This window comes from Palleronia pontilimi, from assembly GCF_016412875.1.
Taxonomy (GTDB): domain Bacteria; phylum Pseudomonadota; class Alphaproteobacteria; order Rhodobacterales; family Rhodobacteraceae; genus Palleronia; species Palleronia pontilimi.
The window spans coordinates 39,072-55,612 of the sequence record NZ_JAEKPD010000015.1 but is presented as its reverse complement, the minus strand read 5'-3'; the positions used below and the strand labels follow the sequence as shown (position 1 = coordinate 55,612).

Below are 16,541 nucleotides of genomic sequence, written 5' to 3'. Positions count from 1 at the left end.
ACTGGAGACTTCCATGGCCAGACCCAAGATCGCGCTGATCGGCGCAGGACAGATCGGCGGCACGCTCGCCCACCTCGCAGCCATCAAGGAACTGGGCGATATCGTCCTGTTCGACATCTCGGACGGCGTTCCGCAGGGCAAGGCGCTCGACATCGCCGAATCCGGCCCGTCGGAAAAGTTCGACGCGCATCTCAAGGGCACCACGTCCTACGAGGATATCGCGGGCGCCGATGTCTGCATCGTGACCGCAGGCGTGCCCCGCAAGCCGGGGATGAGCCGCGACGACCTGCTGGGCATCAACCTGAAAGTCATGAAATCGGTGGGCGAAGGCATTGCCGCGCACGCGCCGGATGCGTTCGTAATCTGCATCACCAACCCACTGGATGCCATGGTCTGGGCGCTGCGCGAATTCTCGGGCCTGCCGCACCAGAAGGTCGTGGGCATGGCCGGCGTGCTCGACAGCGCGCGCTTCCGCCACTTCCTGTCGCTGGAGTTTGACGTCTCCATGCGCGACGTCACGGCTTTCGTGCTGGGCGGACACGGCGACACGATGGTGCCGCTGGCGCGCTATTCGACCGTGGCGGGCATCCCCCTGCCCGACCTCGTGAAGATGGGCTGGACCACCCAGGACAAGCTGGACGAGATCATCCAGCGCACCCGCGACGGCGGCGCCGAGATCGTGGGCCTGCTGAAGACCGGGTCGGCCTTCTATGCGCCGGCGACCAGCGCCATCGAGATGGCCGAATCCTACCTGAAGGACCAGCGCCGCCTGCTGCCCTGTGCCGCCTGGTGCGACGGCGAATTCGGCCTGAAGGGCATGTATGTGGGCGTGCCCACCATCATCGGCGCGAACGGCATCGAGAAGGTCGTGGACATCAAGCTGGGCAAGGACGAACAGGCCATGTTCGACAAATCGGTCGACGCCGTGAAAGGCCTGGTCGACGCCTGCAAGGGCATCGACGACAGCCTGAGCTGATCGACCGGGCAAGCCTTGGGCATGGTGCGGAAATGGTATTTTTGCCTCAACGCCCAGGGCTTCCGGAACTCTCTGCCCCAAGTCGCGGCGGCGGTCGGCTCGGCCCGCGAGAACACTGACCTAGAGCCCCATTGCGTCTATTCCGGCGACGCGCCCGACCACCTGAATATCCTCGACAGGCTGGGTGTCACCGTGATCCGTCACCGACCGTCGTTCGAGGATGCGTTGCGCGTGGGTTATGGCGACGCTTTGGAGACCTTCATCGGACACTGGCTGCGCGTCGATATTCCGCTGCTGGAGCGCGACGACGACCTGGTCCTTTACACCGGCACGGATGTGATGTTCCTGGGCCCGCCCACGGTTCCGTCGCCGCCCCGGCAGCTTGCGGCGGCGCCCGAAAGCGACCGCGACGAGCGCCGCGCCTTCAACAGCGGCGTCCTGGTCATGAACATCCCAGCCCTGCGCAAGCGACAGCGGCTTTCACCAGACAGATCCGCGCGCGCCTGGCGACGGATTTTCGCTATCCACCGCACGACCAGGGAAGTTTCAACGCATTTTTCAGTCGATCCCGTGGCAACAGGTTGCGGCGCCTGGCCTATTCGGACCTGCCGCTCGAAAACAACTGGAAGCCCTATTGGGGCACCGATCCCGACGCGCGGATCATCCATTTCCACGGCCCCAAGGCCCAGGATATCCGGGTGTTCCAGCGCGGCGGAGACATCCCGTCGCAAGCGCACCTGGTGGAGCTGTGGCAGCGCGACCCCGACGCCTACGAGACCTATGCGAAGTTGTAGGAAACGTATCATGCCGCAGCGGTGGCGCGAAACCTCGGCTAACTGTGAGCGGCCTGCCGATGGCAATACCCTCAGGGTGTGATCGGCGAACAGGCATTTTGTGATCACGCCTTTGATTGCTGTGATCACACATTCCCCTTTTCCCGCGCGCTGCTCGGATTATAGCGCCAATCCGTTTGGAAGTCCGCCCGAGCCGTGTTCTAAGTGCGCAAAATGGTCAAACCGAGGACAGTGCGATGAACATCCACGAATATCAGGCCAAGGCGCTCTTGCGCGACCATGGCGCTCCGGTCAGCGACGGGCGGGTCGTCACCCGCGCCGAGGAAGCGAAGACCGCGGCGGGTGAGCTGGATGGACCGCTTTGGGTCGTGAAGGCACAAATCCACGCGGGCGGTCGAGGCAAGGGATCGTTCAAGGAAACCGATAGCGGCGAAGGCGGCGGCGTTCGGCTGGCAAAGTCGGTCAGCGAGGCGGCGGAGCAGGCCAAGAAGATGCTGGGCCGCACCCTGGTCACGCACCAGACCGGCCCCGAGGGCAAGCAGGTCGGCCGCGTCTATATCGAGGACGGATCGGGCATCGAGACCGAGCTTTACCTGGCGCTGTTGGTCGACCGCCAGTCCAGCCGCGTGGGCTTCGTCTGCTCGACCGAGGGCGGCATGGACATCGAAACCGTCGCCGCCGAGACCCCCGAGAAGATCCTGAGCTTCAGCGTCGATCCGGCCACGGGCTACCAGCCGTTCCATGGCCGCCGCATCGCTTTCGCGCTGGGACTGGAAGGTCAGCAGGTCAAGCAATGCGTGAAGCTGATGGGACAGCTCTACGGCATGTTCATCGACAAGGACATGGAAATGCTGGAAATCAACCCGCTGATCGTCACCGACAAGGGCGATCTGAAGTGCCTTGACGCGAAGATGGGCTTCGACGGCAACGCGCTTTACCGCAACCAGGACATCGCCCAGCTGCGCGACGAATCCGAAGAAGACCCCAAAGAGCTGCAGGCGTCGAAATACGATCTGAACTACATCGCGCTCGACGGCGAGATCGGCTGCATGGTCAACGGCGCGGGCCTGGCCATGGCGACCATGGACATCATCAAGCTCTACGGCGCCGAGCCTGCGAACTTCCTGGACGTGGGCGGCGGGGCCACCAAGGAAAAGGTGACCGAGGCGTTCAAGATCATCACGTCCGATCCCAACGTGAAAGGCATCCTGGTCAACATCTTCGGCGGCATCATGCGCTGCGACGTCATCGCCGAAGGCGTGGTCGCGGCGGTCAAGGAAGTCGGACTGCAGGTGCCGCTGGTCGTACGCCTGGAAGGTACGAATGTCGAGAAGGGCAAGGAAATCATCGAAAACTCCGGCTTGAACGTCATCGCCGCCGACAACCTGAAGGACGGCGCCGAAAAGATCGTGAAGGCGGTGAAGGGCTAGGCCCGCCGACCGTCCCAAAGTTCAAGGTCGCCAGAGAGGTTCCGATGACCGACCGTGCCCCCGCCGAAATCTCGCCCATCCTGCTTGGCGCAGCCCTTCTGGGCACCGGCCTGCTGCTGCGCCAATGGCACCCCAAGGCGCTGAGCCTGCCCGAGCGGCCCGACCGGCCGCACCGCGACCGCGGAATGCGCCGCGCCGCCCGCAAGACGCGCGACGGGATTGCGCGGGTTCTGCCGTCGAACATGACCGGCAGCCTGGGCCGGACACTCGCAATCATGGGCGCAGGCCTGGTGATGGTGCGGCTGCTGGACATGGCGGTCGACGAGCAGGAGCATCTGTTTTGAAGAGAGCTATCCCGCTTCTTTTGCTCGCGCTGTCGGCTTGCGTCGCACAGGGTGCGGCCCCTCCGGGAGATGCCCCCGTTGCCGTGCCGGATGCTCAGCGCCGGGCCTTCGATCTCGGGACCGAGGTTGCGACCGCAACGCGTGCATGCATCCGTGCAGAACTCGAGGGGCCGACCGCCCTGCGCCAGCTTGGAAAGCAGGACTACGTCTTCATCGTTGCGGGGCTGACCTCCGGCCCGGCCGAGACTGGATATGCCGTCCAGTCACCGCCCAGCGGACCGCTTGGCGGCTCGGAGGTCCTTGTCGTGAACAAGCGTCTGCCCGACCTTCCCTGCACGATCCGGTTTGCGCGCGGGCGAGGCAGCGAAATGCTGGCCCGGGCCGCGTCGACCCTTGAGGCAGCCGGATATCGCCGTGTCGATATCGGAGGTGCTGAACGATTTATTGGAAACGGGGCGCGGTTTTTGCTCTCCGGCGATTACCGCCTAACCGATGGCCTTGCCACGCTTCGCATTTCCCGCCTGACCGCCCAAAACGATCGGACTTGTCTCGACACAACCCTGCCCGAAGCCCTGCGCGTCGGCTGTTCAATCTGATAAACGGCTTCTCGCCATAAAGAAGCAAAAAGGATCCGTATTCCATGGCCATTCTCATCGACGAAACCACCAAGGTGATCTGCCAGGGCTTCACCGGCTCGCAAGGCACGTTCCATTCCGAACAGGCCATTGCCTATGGCACGCAGATGGTTGGCGGCGTGACACCCGGCAAGGGCGGGCAGAGCCACTTGGATCTGCCGGTGTTCAACTCGTGCCACGAGGCGGTGCACGCGACCGGCGCCAACGCGTCGGTGATCTACGTGCCGCCCCCCTTCGCGGCCGACAGTATCCTGGAAGCGATCGACGCGGGCATCCCGCTGGTTTGCTGCATCACCGAAGGCATCCCGGTGCTGGACATGATGAAGGTCAAGCGCGCGCTGGAGGGCACCGACACGATCCTGATCGGGCCGAACTGCCCCGGCGTCATCACCCCCGATGCCTGCAAGATCGGCATCATGCCCGGCCACATCCACAAGCGCGGCAGCGTGGGCGTGGTCAGCCGCTCGGGCACCCTGACCTATGAGGCGGTGAAACAGACTACCGATGTCGGTCTTGGCCAGTCCACCTGCGTGGGCATCGGCGGCGATCCGATCAAGGGGACCGAGCATATCGACGTGCTGGAATGGTTCCTGGCCGATGACGAGACGGAAAGCATCATCATGATCGGCGAGATCGGCGGCACCGCGGAAGAGGAAGCGGCCCAGTTCCTTGCCGACGAGCGCAAGAAGGGCCGCTGGAAGCCCACCGCAGGCTTCATCGCGGGCCGCACCGCCCCCCCGGGCCGCCGCATGGGCCACGCGGGCGCCATCGTGGCGGGCGGCAAGGGTGACGCAGAATCGAAGATCGAAAAGATGAAGGAATGCGGAATCGTCGTGGCCGACAGCCCCGCCACGCTGGGCGAGGCCGTGCTGGAAGCCATCGGAAAGTAAGACTGCCATGTCACAGCACCGACAATCAGGACGCGGCCCGGCGACTTCGCTTCAGATGACGCGCCCAACGCAGCGTTTGGGCGGCGTCACATGACGCCCGCCGCCGCAATCCGGACCTGCCTGTCGAAATACGCGACCTTCTCGGGGCGCGCATCGCGGTCGGAATACTGGTGGTTCTTCCTGGCCTATTTCCTGTGCGGACTGGTCGTCGGGATTATCGGGAAATGGGCGCAGCTGATCTACGTCGCGCTGGTCATCGTTCCGTTGACCGCCGCCGGTGCCCGGCGCCTGCAGGACACCGGGCGGCCCGGCTGGTATATCTTCGTGCCGCTGGGCGTCATGCTGCTCTTCGCCTGGATCGCGCCCGCCGCGAACCTGACAGGCGAGGATTCGGGCGCCCAGGTGGTCGACACCGGCAGCGTCCTGCTGGCGGGTATCCTGCTGGTGGTGCAGTTGATCGTCGCGGTGGTATTTCTCTATTGGCTCACGCGGCCGTCCGAGCGTGGTCCCAATGCCTACGGCCCGTCGCCAGACCTCGGAGCGGTCGCATGACGTTCAGCCAGGCCGTCCGGATCTGTTTCTCGAAGTATTTCACCTTCTCAGGCCGCGCATCGCGCCCGGAATACTGGTGGTTCGCCCTGTTCGTCTTCGCGGGCAGTTTCGTGGCGGGCATCTTCGACGGCATGATCTTCGGCTTTTCGCCGGTCGAGGTGGCGCCGAACGAGATCAGCTACGAATCGGACGGACCCCTTGCCGCGATCTTCTCGCTGGTCACCCTGGTTCCGATCCTGTCGGCGGGCTGGCGGCGGATGCATGACAGTGGGCGCTCGGGTCTTCACCTTCTGTATCCGCTGATCGTCCTCATCGGCATCACCATCTTCATGGGCTTTGTCTCTGGCTTCGACACCATGCTGGCGGGCGATTTCGCGGGCATCATCACCAGCGGAAGCTCGATCCTGATCGGCCTCGCGATCGTGATCTTCTTTCTGTCGCCGCTGCTGGTTTTATGGTGGCTGACGCGTCCCAGCGACCCCACATCGAACGAATATGGCCCACCACCATCGCATATCGCGTCCCCATCTGCCTGATCGAAAGGATTTCCCATGACCGATCAATCCAGAAACGACCAATTCCGCTCGGAAAGCTTCGCGCAAGGCCACAACGCCGCGTATCTTGAGCAGCTCTACGCCCGCTACGCCGAAGATCCCGGTGCGGTGGACGAAAGCTGGCGCGAATATTTCGAACAGCTGGGCGATGCCGACGCCGCCGCAGCCGAAGCGGCCGGACCCAGCTGGGCGCGCGCCGACTGGCCGCCGCAGCCCTCGGACGATCTGACCGCCGCGCTGGACGGCCAGTGGCCCGCCGATGCCGCGGCCAAGCCCGACGGCAAGGCGCTGGCCAAGAAGATCGCGGACAAGGCCGAAACCACGGGCGCGAAGGTGTCCGAGGCGCAGGTGCGCACCGCGGTGCTGGACAGCGTGCGCGCGCTGATGCTGATCCGCGCCTACCGGATCCGCGGCCACCTGGCCGCCGACCTGGACCCGCTGGGCCTGCGCGAGACGTCCGAGCACCCCGAGCTCGACCCGAAGGCCTACGGGTTTTCCGAAGCCGACATGTCGCGGCCCATCTTCATCGACAAGGTCCTTGGCCTGGAAGTCGCCACCCTGACCGAGATCCTGGCGATCGTGAAGCGCACCTATTGCGGCACGTTTGCGCTGCAATACATGCACATCTCGGATCCCGAACAGGCCGGCTGGCTGAAGGAACGGATCGAGGGCCTTGGCAAGGAAATCGCCTTCACCAAGGAAGGCCGCCGCGCGATCCTGAACAAGCTGGTCGAGGCCGAGGGCTTCGAGAAATTCCTGCACGTGAAATACATGGGCACCAAGCGCTTCGGCCTGGACGGCGGCGAAGCGGTGATCCCTGCTATGGAGCAGATCATCAAGCGCGGCGGCGCGCTGGGGGTGAAGGAAATCGTCATCGGAATGCCCCACCGGGGCCGCCTGTCGGTTCTGGCCAACGTGATGCAGAAGCCCTACCGCGCCATCTTCAACGAGTTCCAGGGCGGCAGCTTCAAGCCCGAGGACGTGGACGGCTCGGGCGACGTGAAATACCACTTGGGCGCGTCCGACGACCGCGAATTCGACGGCAACACCGTGCACCTGTCGCTGACCGCCAACCCGTCGCACCTGGAAGCGGTGAACCCGGTGGTGCTAGGCAAGGCGCGCGCCAAGCAGGACCAGCTGGGCGACAAAGATCGCCAAAAGGTGCTGCCGGTGCTGCTGCACGGCGACGCGGCCTTCGCGGGCCAGGGCGTCGTGGCCGAGGGCTTCCAGCTGTCGGGCATCCGGGGCCACCGCACCGGGGGCACCATGCATATCGTGGTGAACAACCAGATCGGGTTCACGACCGCGCCCAGCTTCTCGCGCACCTCACCCTACCCCACCGACATCGCGCTGATGGTCGAGGCGCCGATCTTCCACGTCAACGGCGACGACCCCGAAGCCGTGGTTCACGCCGCCAAGGTCGCCACCGAGTTCCGCCAGAAGTTCCACAAGGACGTGGTGCTGGACATCATCTGCTACCGCCGGTTCGGCCACAACGAGGGCGACGAGCCCATGTTCACGAACCCGCAGATGTACAAGGCCATCAAGCAGCAGAAGACGACACTGACGCTTTACTCCGAACGCCTGGTCCGCGACGGGCTGATCCCCGAGGGCGAGATCGAGGACATGAAGTCCGAGTTCCAGCAATTCCTGAGCGACGAGTTCGAAGCGGGCAAGGATTTCAAGCCGAACAAGGCCGACTGGCTGGACGGCAAGTGGTCGCACCTGAACAAGCAGGGCGAGAAATACCAGCGCGGCAAGACCTCGATCCCCAAAGAGACCTTGCAGGAAATCGGCCGCGCGCTGACCTCGACCCCCGACGGCTTCAATACGCACAAGACGGTCGACCGGCTTCTGGAAGCCAAGCGCAAGATGTTCGAATCCGGTGAAGGCTTCGACTGGGCCACGGCCGAGGCGCTGGCCTTCGGGTCCTTGCTGACCGAAGGCTACCCGGTGCGTCTGTCGGGCCAGGATTCCGGCCGCGGCACGTTCAGCCAGCGCCACTCGGCGCTGGTCGATCAGAAGACCGAGAAACGCTACTACCCGCTCAACAACATCCGCGAAGGCCAGTCGGAATACGAAGTCATCGACTCGATGCTGTCGGAATACGCGGTGCTGGGGTTCGAATACGGCTATTCGCTGGCCGAGCCCAATGCGCTGACCCTGTGGGAGGCGCAGTTCGGCGACTTCGCCAACGGCGCGCAGATCATGTTCGACCAGTTCATATCGTCGGGCGAGTCGAAGTGGCTTCGGATGTCGGGCCTGGTGTGTCTGCTGCCCCATGGCTACGAAGGCCAGGGTCCCGAACACAGCTCGGCCCGGCTGGAGCGCTTCCTGACCATGTGCGGTCAGGACAACTGGATCGTGGCCAATTGCACCACGCCCGCCAACTACTTCCACATCCTGCGCCGCCAGCTGCACCGCAGTTTCCGCAAACCGCTGATGCTGATGACGCCCAAGTCGCTGCTGCGGCACAAATTGGCCATCAGCCGGGCCGAGGACATGACCGATGGATCCAGCTTCCACCGGATCCTGTGGGACGACGCGCAAGAGGGCAATTCGAAGCTGAAGCTGCAGGAAGATGCGAAGATCAAGCGCGTCGTGATGTGCTCGGGCAAGGTCTATTACGACCTGCTGGAAAAGCGCGACGAAGAAGGTTTGGACGATGTGTATCTTCTGAGGGTCGAGCAGTTCTATCCCTTCCCCGCCCATTCGCTGGTCAAGGAGCTGTCGCGCTTCAAGGACGCGCGGATGATCTGGTGCCAGGAAGAGCCGAAGAACCAGGGGGCCTGGACCTTCGTCGAGCCCAACATCGAATGGGTGCTGAGCCGGATCAACGCGCGTCACACCCGTCCCGAATATGCCGGACGCCAGACCGCCGCGTCGCCCGCCACGGGTCTTGCAAGTCAACACAAAGCCCAACAAGCCGCATTGGTGAATGCCGCGCTGGGACTGGAAGGATAACAGAATGACCGAAGTACGCGTGCCCACCTTGGGCGAATCCGTAACCGAGGCGACCGTCGCCACCTGGTTCAAGCAGCCCGGCGACAGCGTCGAGGTGGACGAGATGCTGTGCGAGCTGGAAACGGACAAGGTGACGGTCGAAGTGCCCTCGCCCGCCGCGGGCACCCTGGGCGAGATCGTCGCGCAGGAAGGCGACACCGTGGGCGTCGATGCGCTTCTGGCGCAGATCAACGAAGGTGCGGAAGCGGATGCGGGCGATGCCAAACCGTCCTCCGGGTCCGAGACGAAGGAGGGGTATTCGGGATCGGACACGCCCAAGGAAGACGCCGACGCGGGCGGTGACGGCGGCGCGGGCGGTGACGGCGGCGCGGACGGCCAGGAGATCGACGTCATGGTGCCCACGCTGGGCGAAAGCGTGTCCGAGGCCACCGTCGCCACCTGGTTCAAGTCCGAAGGCGACAGCGTCGAGGCCGACGAAATGCTGTGCGAGCTCGAGACCGACAAGGTCAGCGTCGAGGTACCCTCCCCCGCTGCGGGCGTCCTGGGCAAGATCCTGAAGGGCGAAGGCGACACGGTCGAAGCGGGCGGCAAGCTGGCCACCATGACCCGTGGCGGCGAAGGCCGGGCCCATTCCGAAAAGGAAGGCACGCCCGAGACCACCGAAAAGCCCGGCGGCCAGCAGGGCGCGGACGTGGAGGACGCGCCGTCGGCCAAGAAGGCCATGGCCGAGAAGGGGATTTCGCGCGACGAGGTCACTGGCTCGGGCAAGGACGGCCGCGTGATGAAGGAAGACGTGGCGAAGGCGAAGTCCCCGTCTGGCGGCGAAGCGCCCGCGCGCGCCCCGGCGCCCAAGCCCGCCAGCCCCGCGCAGGATGCCGACCGCGAAGAGCGCGTGAAGATGACCCGTCTGCGCCAGACCATCGCCAAGCGCCTGAAAGAAGCGCAGAACACCGCCGCCATGCTGACCACCTATAACGAGGTGGACATGACGGCGGTCATGGATTTGCGCAACGAGTACAAGGACCTGTTCCTGAAGAAGCACGGCGTGAAGCTGGGCTTCATGTCGTTCTTCACCAAGGCCTGCTGCCACGCGCTGCAGGAAGTGCCCGAGGTCAATGCCGAGATCGACGGCACCGATGTGGTCTACAAGCACTTCGTCCACATGGGCATCGCCGCCGGCACGCCCCAGGGCCTTGTGGTTCCGGTGATCCGCGACGCCGACAGCATGTCGTTCGCCGATATCGAAAAGGCCATCGCCGAAAAGGGCGCGAAGGCGCGCGACGGCAAGCTGTCCATGGCCGAGATGCAGGGCGGCACGTTCACGATCTCGAACGGGGGCGTCTATGGCTCGCTCATGTCCTCGCCCATCCTGAACCCGCCGCAATCGGGGATCCTGGGGATGCACAAGATTCAGGACCGGCCCATGGTCGTGGGTGGCGAAATCAAGATCCGGCCGATGATGTACCTGGCCCTCAGCTATGACCACCGCATCGTCGACGGCAAGGGCGCGGTCACGTTCCTCGTCCGCGTGAAAGAGGCGCTGGAAGATCCCCGCCGGTTGCTGATGGACCTGTGATCGAACGAGCGATACGGGGTGCGGCAGGGACCGCCCTGCTGCTGGCGCTGTCGGCCTGTGCCATGCCCCCCGAACGCGGCGTGACCGTGCGCCACGTGGAATCCACCGTCAGCGCCGGGGACGGCGCGCGGTGGCACCTGTTCCTGTTCGACCCGGCCCAGCCGCGCAGCCTGGACGGGCGGATCGCGCTGGCGCGGCGCAACGTGCAGTCGGGCTGCCGGTGGGTGGGCGCGCCGAAAAGCGAGCTGATCGCGCAAACCGAAGCGCAGGGCGCGCGTTATGCCGACACGGTGCTGGCCGCGCCGCTGATTTGCAAAGGATAGACCATGCACGCACTCATTCGCTTCGACACGAAGGACGCCGATGCGTTCCTCACCGCCTATGACGCCGCGTCCGAGCGGCGCGACCAGGCCGGGCTGAACCAGCTGCAGCTCTGGCGCGAGGACGGCACGACGACCGTTTGGGGCCTTTACGAGGCGTCCGACCAGGGCAAGGTGGCCGACTGGCTGACTTCGGAGACCGGGTTGCGCGACAGCCTGACCGGGACCGAGGCGCATTACCTCAGGACCGCCTGAATGACGCCCGAACTTACCGTCCTGACCCTGGCCGCGCTGCTGCAATGCGTGCAGTTCGTCCTTTACGCCATTCCCGCCAATCGCGACCTGGGGCCGGGCTACACCATGTCGGCCCGCGACCGCGAGCCGTCGCGCGAGATGTCGACCATGACCGCCCGTCTGGGCCGCGCGCTGGACAACCATTTCGAGGGCCTGATCCTGTTCGGCATCGCCTGCACGGTCATCGCCGTCAGCGGCCAGTCCAGCGCCCTGACGGTGACCTGCGCGTGGATCTACTTGGCCGCGCGCATCGCGTACGTGCCCGCCTATGCCTTCGGCTGGCGTCCCGGACGGTCGCTGATCTGGGGTTGCGGTTGGGCGGCGACCGTTATCATGATAGTCGCTGCCCTGATCTGACCCGTGCCAGCCCAAAAGGAACGTTCCCATGTCCAGCTATGACGTCATCATCATCGGATCCGGCCCCGGCGGCTATGTCTGCGCCATCCGCTGCGCGCAGCTGGGCCTGAAGACCGCCTGCGTCGAGGGCCGTGAGACGCTGGGCGGCACCTGCCTGAACGTGGGCTGCATTCCGTCCAAGGCGCTGCTGCACGCCACCCACATGCTGCACGAGGCCGAGCACAATTTCGCCACCATGGGCCTGAAGGGGAAGTCGCCGTCGGTCGACTGGAAGCAGATGCAGGACTACAAGAAGAACACGATCGACCAGAATACCAAGGGGATCGAGTTCCTGTTCAAGAAGAACAAGGTGGACTGGATCAAGGGCTGGGCGTCCATTCCCGAGGCGGGCAAGGTCAAGGTCGGGGACGACGTGCACGAGGCGAAGAACATCGTCATCGCCAGCGGATCGGACGTGGCCCAGCTGAAGGGCGTCGAGATCGACGAGGAAACCGTCGTCAGCTCGACCGGTGCGCTGGCGCTGAAGAAGATCCCCAACAAGATGGTGGTGATCGGCGCGGGCGTGATCGGGCTGGAAATGGGCAGCGTCTATCGCCGCCTCGGGGCCGAGGTGACGGTGATCGAATATCTCGACACCATCACGCCGGGCATGGACGGCGACGTGCAGAAGGGATTCCAGAAGATCCTGAAAAAGCAGGGGATCGAGTTCATCCTGGGGGCCGCGGTGCAGGGCGTCGAGACGAAGAACGGCAAGGCCACGGTCAGCTACAAGCTGAACAAGGACGACAGCGAAGCGACGCTCGATGCCGATACCGTCCTCGTCGCCACGGGCCGCGCGCCCTTCACCGACGGACTGGGCCTGGAGGGCCTTGGTGTCGCGATGTCGAAGCGCGGCCAGATCGAAGTGGACGACCACTGGAAGACGTCGGTGGACGGGATCTACGCCATCGGCGACTGCATCGCGGGACCGATGCTGGCCCACAAGGCCGAAGACGAAGGCATGGCGGTGGCCGAAGTGCTGGCGGGCAAGCATGGCCACGTGAATTACGGCGTGATCCCCGGCGTCATCTACACCCATCCCGAAGTCGCCAATGTGGGCCTGACCGAAGAGCAGTTGAAGGATGACGGCACGCCTTACAAGGTCGGCAAGTTCAGCTTCATGGGCAACGGGCGCGCCAAGGCCAATTTCGCGGGCGACGGGTTCGTGAAGATCCTGGCGCACAAGGAGACCGACCGGATCCTGGGCGCGCATATCATTGGCCCCATGGCGGGCGATCTGATCCACGAGATCTGCGTGGCCATGGAATTCGGCGCGGCAGCCGAGGACCTGGCTCTGACCTGCCACGCGCACCCGACCTATTCCGAGGCGGTGCGCGAGGCCGCGCTCGCCTGCGGGGACGGCGCGATCCATTCGTGAAGACAGAGCGAGGGGCGCTGCCCCTCGCGCTCCCCGGGATATTTGTGAAAAGATGAAGAGGGGCTGGATGGGGCCGGTCGCGCGCATGCGGACCCTTCATCTTTCCGGAAATACCTGAAGAAAAAGGCCAGCCGCGGGCGCGCGGCTGGCCTTCTTCACGGACCGTCTGGACGGGTCAGCCCAGTCCGTCGGGATACCATTCGCCCATTTTCACGTCCGTCTCGGCGCCCGCGTCGCTGAGCATCTGCGCGAAGGCTTCGGGATCCTGCGTGCCACCGTCGCGTCCGCGATAGTGATAGGGATAGACGACCGCCGGGGCGAATTCGGCCACCGCTTCCGCTGCCTGCTCGGCCCCCATGGTGAAGGGCAGGTTCATGCAGACGAAGGCCAGGTCGATATCTTCCAGCGCGCGCATTTCCGGCGTGCCTTCGGTATCGCCCGAGATATAGACGCGCTTGCCGTCCACGTTCAGAACGTAGCCGTTGTCGCGGCCCTCGGGGTGGAAGTTCTCGCGGCCCTCGGTGATGTTGTAGGCCGGGATCGCGTCGATCGTGATGCCCAGCGCGTCGGTGCTGTCGCCATTGGCGATGCTTTGCGTCTTGGCCTTCATCTCGTCCGACATCATGTCGTAGACCGCCGGATTGGCGATCATCTGGGTCTTGCCCACCGCAATTTGAGTCAGCAGCTCGGGCGCGTAGTGGTCACCATGCTCGTGCGTGATCAGGATCAGGTCGGGCTCGGGCGCGCCTTCGTAATCCGCCGCCTCGCCCACCGGGTCCACGTAGATCACGCCGGCGGGCGTTTCCATCCACAGGCTGGCATGGCTGACGGGGTGGACGACGATTTCGCCCCCGTCGGTGGGAAAGGTGTTGCCCGCATGGGCGGCGGCATTCGCGTGGAAGGGCATGACGGTGATCACTCCCATGGCGGCACCGGTTTTCAGGAATTGTCTGCGATTGGTCATGGATCGACCCTCTTGGTTCATTGACGGTTGCGCAATGATCTAGCGCGAGCCCCTGCATTTCAACGGGCGCAGCCCCCGCCCGGCACCTTCCCGCTTTCCTTCCGCGCGGCCGCGGGTCATGTTCAGCGCCATGGAGTGGTTGACCGATACCAAGATCCCCGTGGGACGCGTCGCGGGCGATGCCTTCGAGTGGCTGCAGACCAACGGGGCCGCGGTGTTCGATTCGATCGCGATCTTCCTGGAAGGGCTGATCGACGCGCTGCTGGCCCTGTTCCTGACCCCGCCGTCCATCGGCTGGGCCACCGGCGCCGAGGACTACGTGCCCGCCTATCCGCCCGAATACCATCCGCTGGTGGTCATCGCCGCCTTCACGGCGCTGACATGGTTCCTGCAGCGCCGCTGGCAGACCTGCCTGCTGGTGGTATTGGGCTTCCTGTTCGTGCTGAACCAGGGCTACTGGGAGGAGACGAGCGAGTCGCTGACCTTGGTGCTGTCGTCCTGCGTCGTGTGCATGGGGCTGGGCGTGCCCATCGGCATCGCGGTCGCCCACCGTCCGCGACTTTACGCCTGGGTGCGGCCCGTTCTGGACCTCATGCAGACCTTGCCCACCTTCGTTTACCTGATCCCGGCGATCATCTTCTTCGGGATCGGCATGGTGCCCGGCCTGATGGCGACGGTGATTTTCGTGCTGCCCGCGTCGATCCGCCTGACGCAGCTCGGCATTTCGAACACGCCGCAGCCGCTGATCGAGGCCGCGCAGGCCTTCGGTGCGACCCCGCGCCAGCTTTTGTGGAAGGTCGAACTGCCGAGTGCCCTGCCCCAGATCATGACGGGCCTGAACCAGACCATCATGCTGTCGCTGTCGATGGTGGTGATCGCGGCACTGGTCGGCGCGGACGGGCTGGGTGTGCCGGTCGTGCGGGCATTGAACCAGGTGAACACGTCGCTCGGGTTCGAGTCCGGCTTCGTCATCGTGGTCGTCGCCATCATGCTGGACCGGATGCTGCGGCGGGGCGAGAAATGACGCTGAACGCCGCCTTCCATTGCGGGGCCGTCCGCTTCACGGTGACGCTGAGCGATGGCGTGAACACCGCGCGACGCTGCGACTGCTCGCTCTGTGCCATGCGCGGCGCGGTGGCGATCAGCGCGCCGCTGGATGGGATCACCATTCAGCAGGGTGAGGACAACCTGACGCTTTACAGCTTCAACACCCATGTGGCGCAGCACTATTTCTGCAAGACCTGCGGGATCTACACCCACCACAAGCGCCGCTCGAACCCCACCGAATACGGCGTGAACATCGCCTGTCTTGACGGGTTCGATCCGTTCCTGCCCGCGGTCGACGTGCTGGACGGCCTTAATCATCCCCAAGACGGGCAGGCCATGCACCGGCGCGGCGTGCTGCGGTTCGAGGCGGACGCCCCATGACCCGATCCGCCGTCGAATTCGACAATGTCTCGATCGTCTTCGGGGCCGACCCGCAAGCGGCGCTGCCGCTGATGGATGCCGGTCAGGAGCGCGCGCAGATCCAGCGCGAAACTGGCCAGGTGCTGGGCGTGCACGACTGCACGATCACCGTGCCCGAGGCCCAGATCCTGGTGCTGATGGGCCTGTCGGGCTCGGGCAAATCCACGCTGCTGCGCGCGGTCAACGGTCTGAACGACGTGGCGCGCGGCGAGGTTCGTATCCGGCGCGGCGACAAGATGGTCAGCGTCACCAATGCCAAGCGCAAGATGCTGCGCAAGCTCAGGCTGAACGACGTGTCGATGGTGTTCCAGCAATTCGGCCTGCTGCCATGGCGGACCGTGGCCGAGAATGTCGGCCTGGGGCTTGAGCTGGGCGGCATGTCCAAGAAGGCGCGGCGCGAGAAGGTGCAGACGCAGCTGGACCTGGTGGGGCTTGCCGACTGGGCCGACCGCAAGGTGGGCGATCTGTCGGGCGGGATGCAGCAGCGCGTCGGGCTGGCCCGTGCCTTCGCGACCGAGGCACCGATCCTGCTGATGGACGAGCCCTTCAGCGCGCTCGACCCGCTGATTCGCACCCGGCTGCAGGACGAGTTGATGGACCTGCAGGAGCGGCTGAACCGCACCATCGTCTTCGTCAGCCACGACCTGGACGAGGCGTTCAAGCTGGGCGACCGAATCGCCATCATGGAAGGCGGGCGGATCGTGCAGCACGGCACCCCGCGCGACATTTATCAAGATCCGTCAAACGAATACGTGGCGAACTTCGTGGCGCACATGAACCCGCTGGGCGTGCTCTGCGCGCGCGACGTGATGGAGAAGGCGGTGCTGAACCTGCCCGACACGATCCATCCCGAGACCGATATCCGCAGTGTGATGGAGTCGCTGGGCGAGACCCGCAAGGCGTTGGGCGTGGTCGAGGACGGCAAGGTGATCGGCCAGATCACGCGACAATCGGTGCTCGACCGGCTGCTGAACCCGCGGCGCTGACGGAACGCGGGCCCTCGCGAC

At 64.8% G+C, this 16,541-nt stretch carries 18 protein-coding genes; 17 read left to right on the top strand and 1 reads right to left on the bottom strand.

The annotated features are described in order from the left end of the window. The first annotated feature begins 13 nt into the window (after positions 1-13). From mdh to lpdA, 14 genes are all read left to right on the top strand, one after another. Entirely contained in the window at positions 14-976 is a 963-nt protein-coding gene (gene mdh / locus ILP92_RS14315; RefSeq protein ID WP_198917094.1) for a malate dehydrogenase, read from the top strand. A gap of 581 nt (positions 977-1,557) precedes the next feature. Next, positions 1,558-1,770, top strand: a complete 213-nt coding sequence (locus ILP92_RS14310; RefSeq protein WP_198917093.1) for a hypothetical protein — start codon at positions 1,558-1,560, stop codon at positions 1,768-1,770. A 236-nt stretch (positions 1,771-2,006) separates the two neighbouring features. Further along, positions 2,007-3,200 (top strand): ADP-forming succinate--CoA ligase subunit beta, encoded by a 1,194-nt coding sequence (gene sucC / locus ILP92_RS14305; protein ID WP_198917092.1) that lies wholly within the window; start codon positions 2,007-2,009, stop codon positions 3,198-3,200. Positions 3,201-3,244: 44 nt separating this feature from the next. Further along, on the top strand, positions 3,245-3,544 hold the full coding sequence (locus ILP92_RS14300; RefSeq protein WP_235971448.1) for a hypothetical protein: 300 nt from the start codon (positions 3,245-3,247) through the stop codon (positions 3,542-3,544). Next, on the top strand, positions 3,541-4,140 hold the full coding sequence (locus ILP92_RS14295) for a hypothetical protein (RefSeq protein WP_198917091.1): 600 nt from the start codon (positions 3,541-3,543) through the stop codon (positions 4,138-4,140). The genes ILP92_RS14300 and ILP92_RS14295 overlap by 4 nt, the downstream gene beginning before the upstream one ends. 44 nt (positions 4,141-4,184) lie before the next feature. Further along, positions 4,185-5,069, top strand: a complete 885-nt coding sequence (gene sucD, locus ILP92_RS14290) for a succinate--CoA ligase subunit alpha (RefSeq protein WP_198917090.1) — start codon at positions 4,185-4,187, stop codon at positions 5,067-5,069. 90 nt (positions 5,070-5,159) lie between these two features. Further along, complete coding sequence (locus tag ILP92_RS14285) at positions 5,160-5,621, top strand: DUF805 domain-containing protein (protein WP_198917089.1); 462 nt, start codon at positions 5,160-5,162, stop codon at positions 5,619-5,621. Further along, positions 5,618-6,157, top strand: coding sequence for a DUF805 domain-containing protein (locus ILP92_RS14280; protein WP_198917088.1), 540 nt, complete (start codon positions 5,618-5,620; stop codon positions 6,155-6,157). Before ILP92_RS14285 ends, ILP92_RS14280 begins: the two co-directional genes overlap by 4 nt. Before the next feature lie 15 nt (positions 6,158-6,172). Then, on the top strand, positions 6,173-9,139 hold the full coding sequence (locus tag ILP92_RS14275; protein ID WP_198917087.1) for a 2-oxoglutarate dehydrogenase E1 component: 2,967 nt from the start codon (positions 6,173-6,175) through the stop codon (positions 9,137-9,139). 4 nt (positions 9,140-9,143) lie between these two features. Then, on the top strand, positions 9,144-10,715 hold the full coding sequence (odhB, locus tag ILP92_RS14270) for a 2-oxoglutarate dehydrogenase complex dihydrolipoyllysine-residue succinyltransferase (protein ID WP_198917086.1): 1,572 nt from the start codon (positions 9,144-9,146) through the stop codon (positions 10,713-10,715). After that, positions 10,712-11,038 carry a hypothetical protein gene (locus ILP92_RS14265; RefSeq protein WP_198917085.1) on the top strand — a complete coding sequence of 109 codons (327 nt, stop codon included), beginning with the start codon at positions 10,712-10,714 and terminating at the stop codon, positions 11,036-11,038. Before odhB ends, ILP92_RS14265 begins: the two co-directional genes overlap by 4 nt. Before the next feature lie 3 nt (positions 11,039-11,041). Continuing rightward, complete coding sequence (locus ILP92_RS14260) at positions 11,042-11,290, top strand: DUF3303 family protein (protein ID WP_198917084.1); 249 nt, start codon at positions 11,042-11,044, stop codon at positions 11,288-11,290. Beyond that, positions 11,291-11,686 (top strand): MAPEG family protein, encoded by a 396-nt coding sequence (locus tag ILP92_RS14255; RefSeq protein ID WP_198917083.1) that lies wholly within the window; start codon positions 11,291-11,293, stop codon positions 11,684-11,686. It begins immediately after the preceding gene. 28 nt (positions 11,687-11,714) lie between these two features. Beyond that, the gene (gene lpdA / locus ILP92_RS14250) at positions 11,715-13,103 is read left to right on the top strand and encodes a dihydrolipoyl dehydrogenase (RefSeq protein WP_198917082.1); all 1,389 of its coding nucleotides are present in this window, start codon (positions 11,715-11,717) and stop codon (positions 13,101-13,103) included. 175 nt (positions 13,104-13,278) lie between these two features. Here the strand turns inward: lpdA and ILP92_RS14245 are convergent, their stop codons facing one another. Continuing rightward, complete coding sequence (locus tag ILP92_RS14245) at positions 13,279-14,067, bottom strand: MBL fold metallo-hydrolase (RefSeq protein WP_198917081.1); 789 nt, start codon at positions 14,065-14,067, stop codon at positions 13,279-13,281. A gap of 130 nt (positions 14,068-14,197) precedes the next feature. On the opposite strand from ILP92_RS14245, the gene choW reads away from it, so the two are divergent. Genes choW through choV form a run of 3 tightly spaced genes read left to right on the top strand, consistent with a single transcriptional unit; the run spans position 14,198 to position 16,520 of the window. Further along, a complete protein-coding gene (gene choW / locus ILP92_RS14240) occupies positions 14,198-15,091 on the top strand; it encodes a choline ABC transporter permease subunit (protein ID WP_198917080.1) in 894 nt (297 codons plus the stop codon). Beyond that, positions 15,088-15,495, top strand: a complete 408-nt coding sequence (locus tag ILP92_RS14235) for a GFA family protein (protein ID WP_198917079.1) — start codon at positions 15,088-15,090, stop codon at positions 15,493-15,495. Before choW ends, ILP92_RS14235 begins: the two co-directional genes overlap by 4 nt. Beyond that, positions 15,492-16,520, top strand: coding sequence for a choline ABC transporter ATP-binding protein (gene choV / locus ILP92_RS14230; RefSeq protein ID WP_198917078.1), 1,029 nt, complete (start codon positions 15,492-15,494; stop codon positions 16,518-16,520). The genes ILP92_RS14235 and choV overlap by 4 nt, the downstream gene beginning before the upstream one ends. The last annotated feature ends 21 nt before the right edge of the window (positions 16,521-16,541 follow it).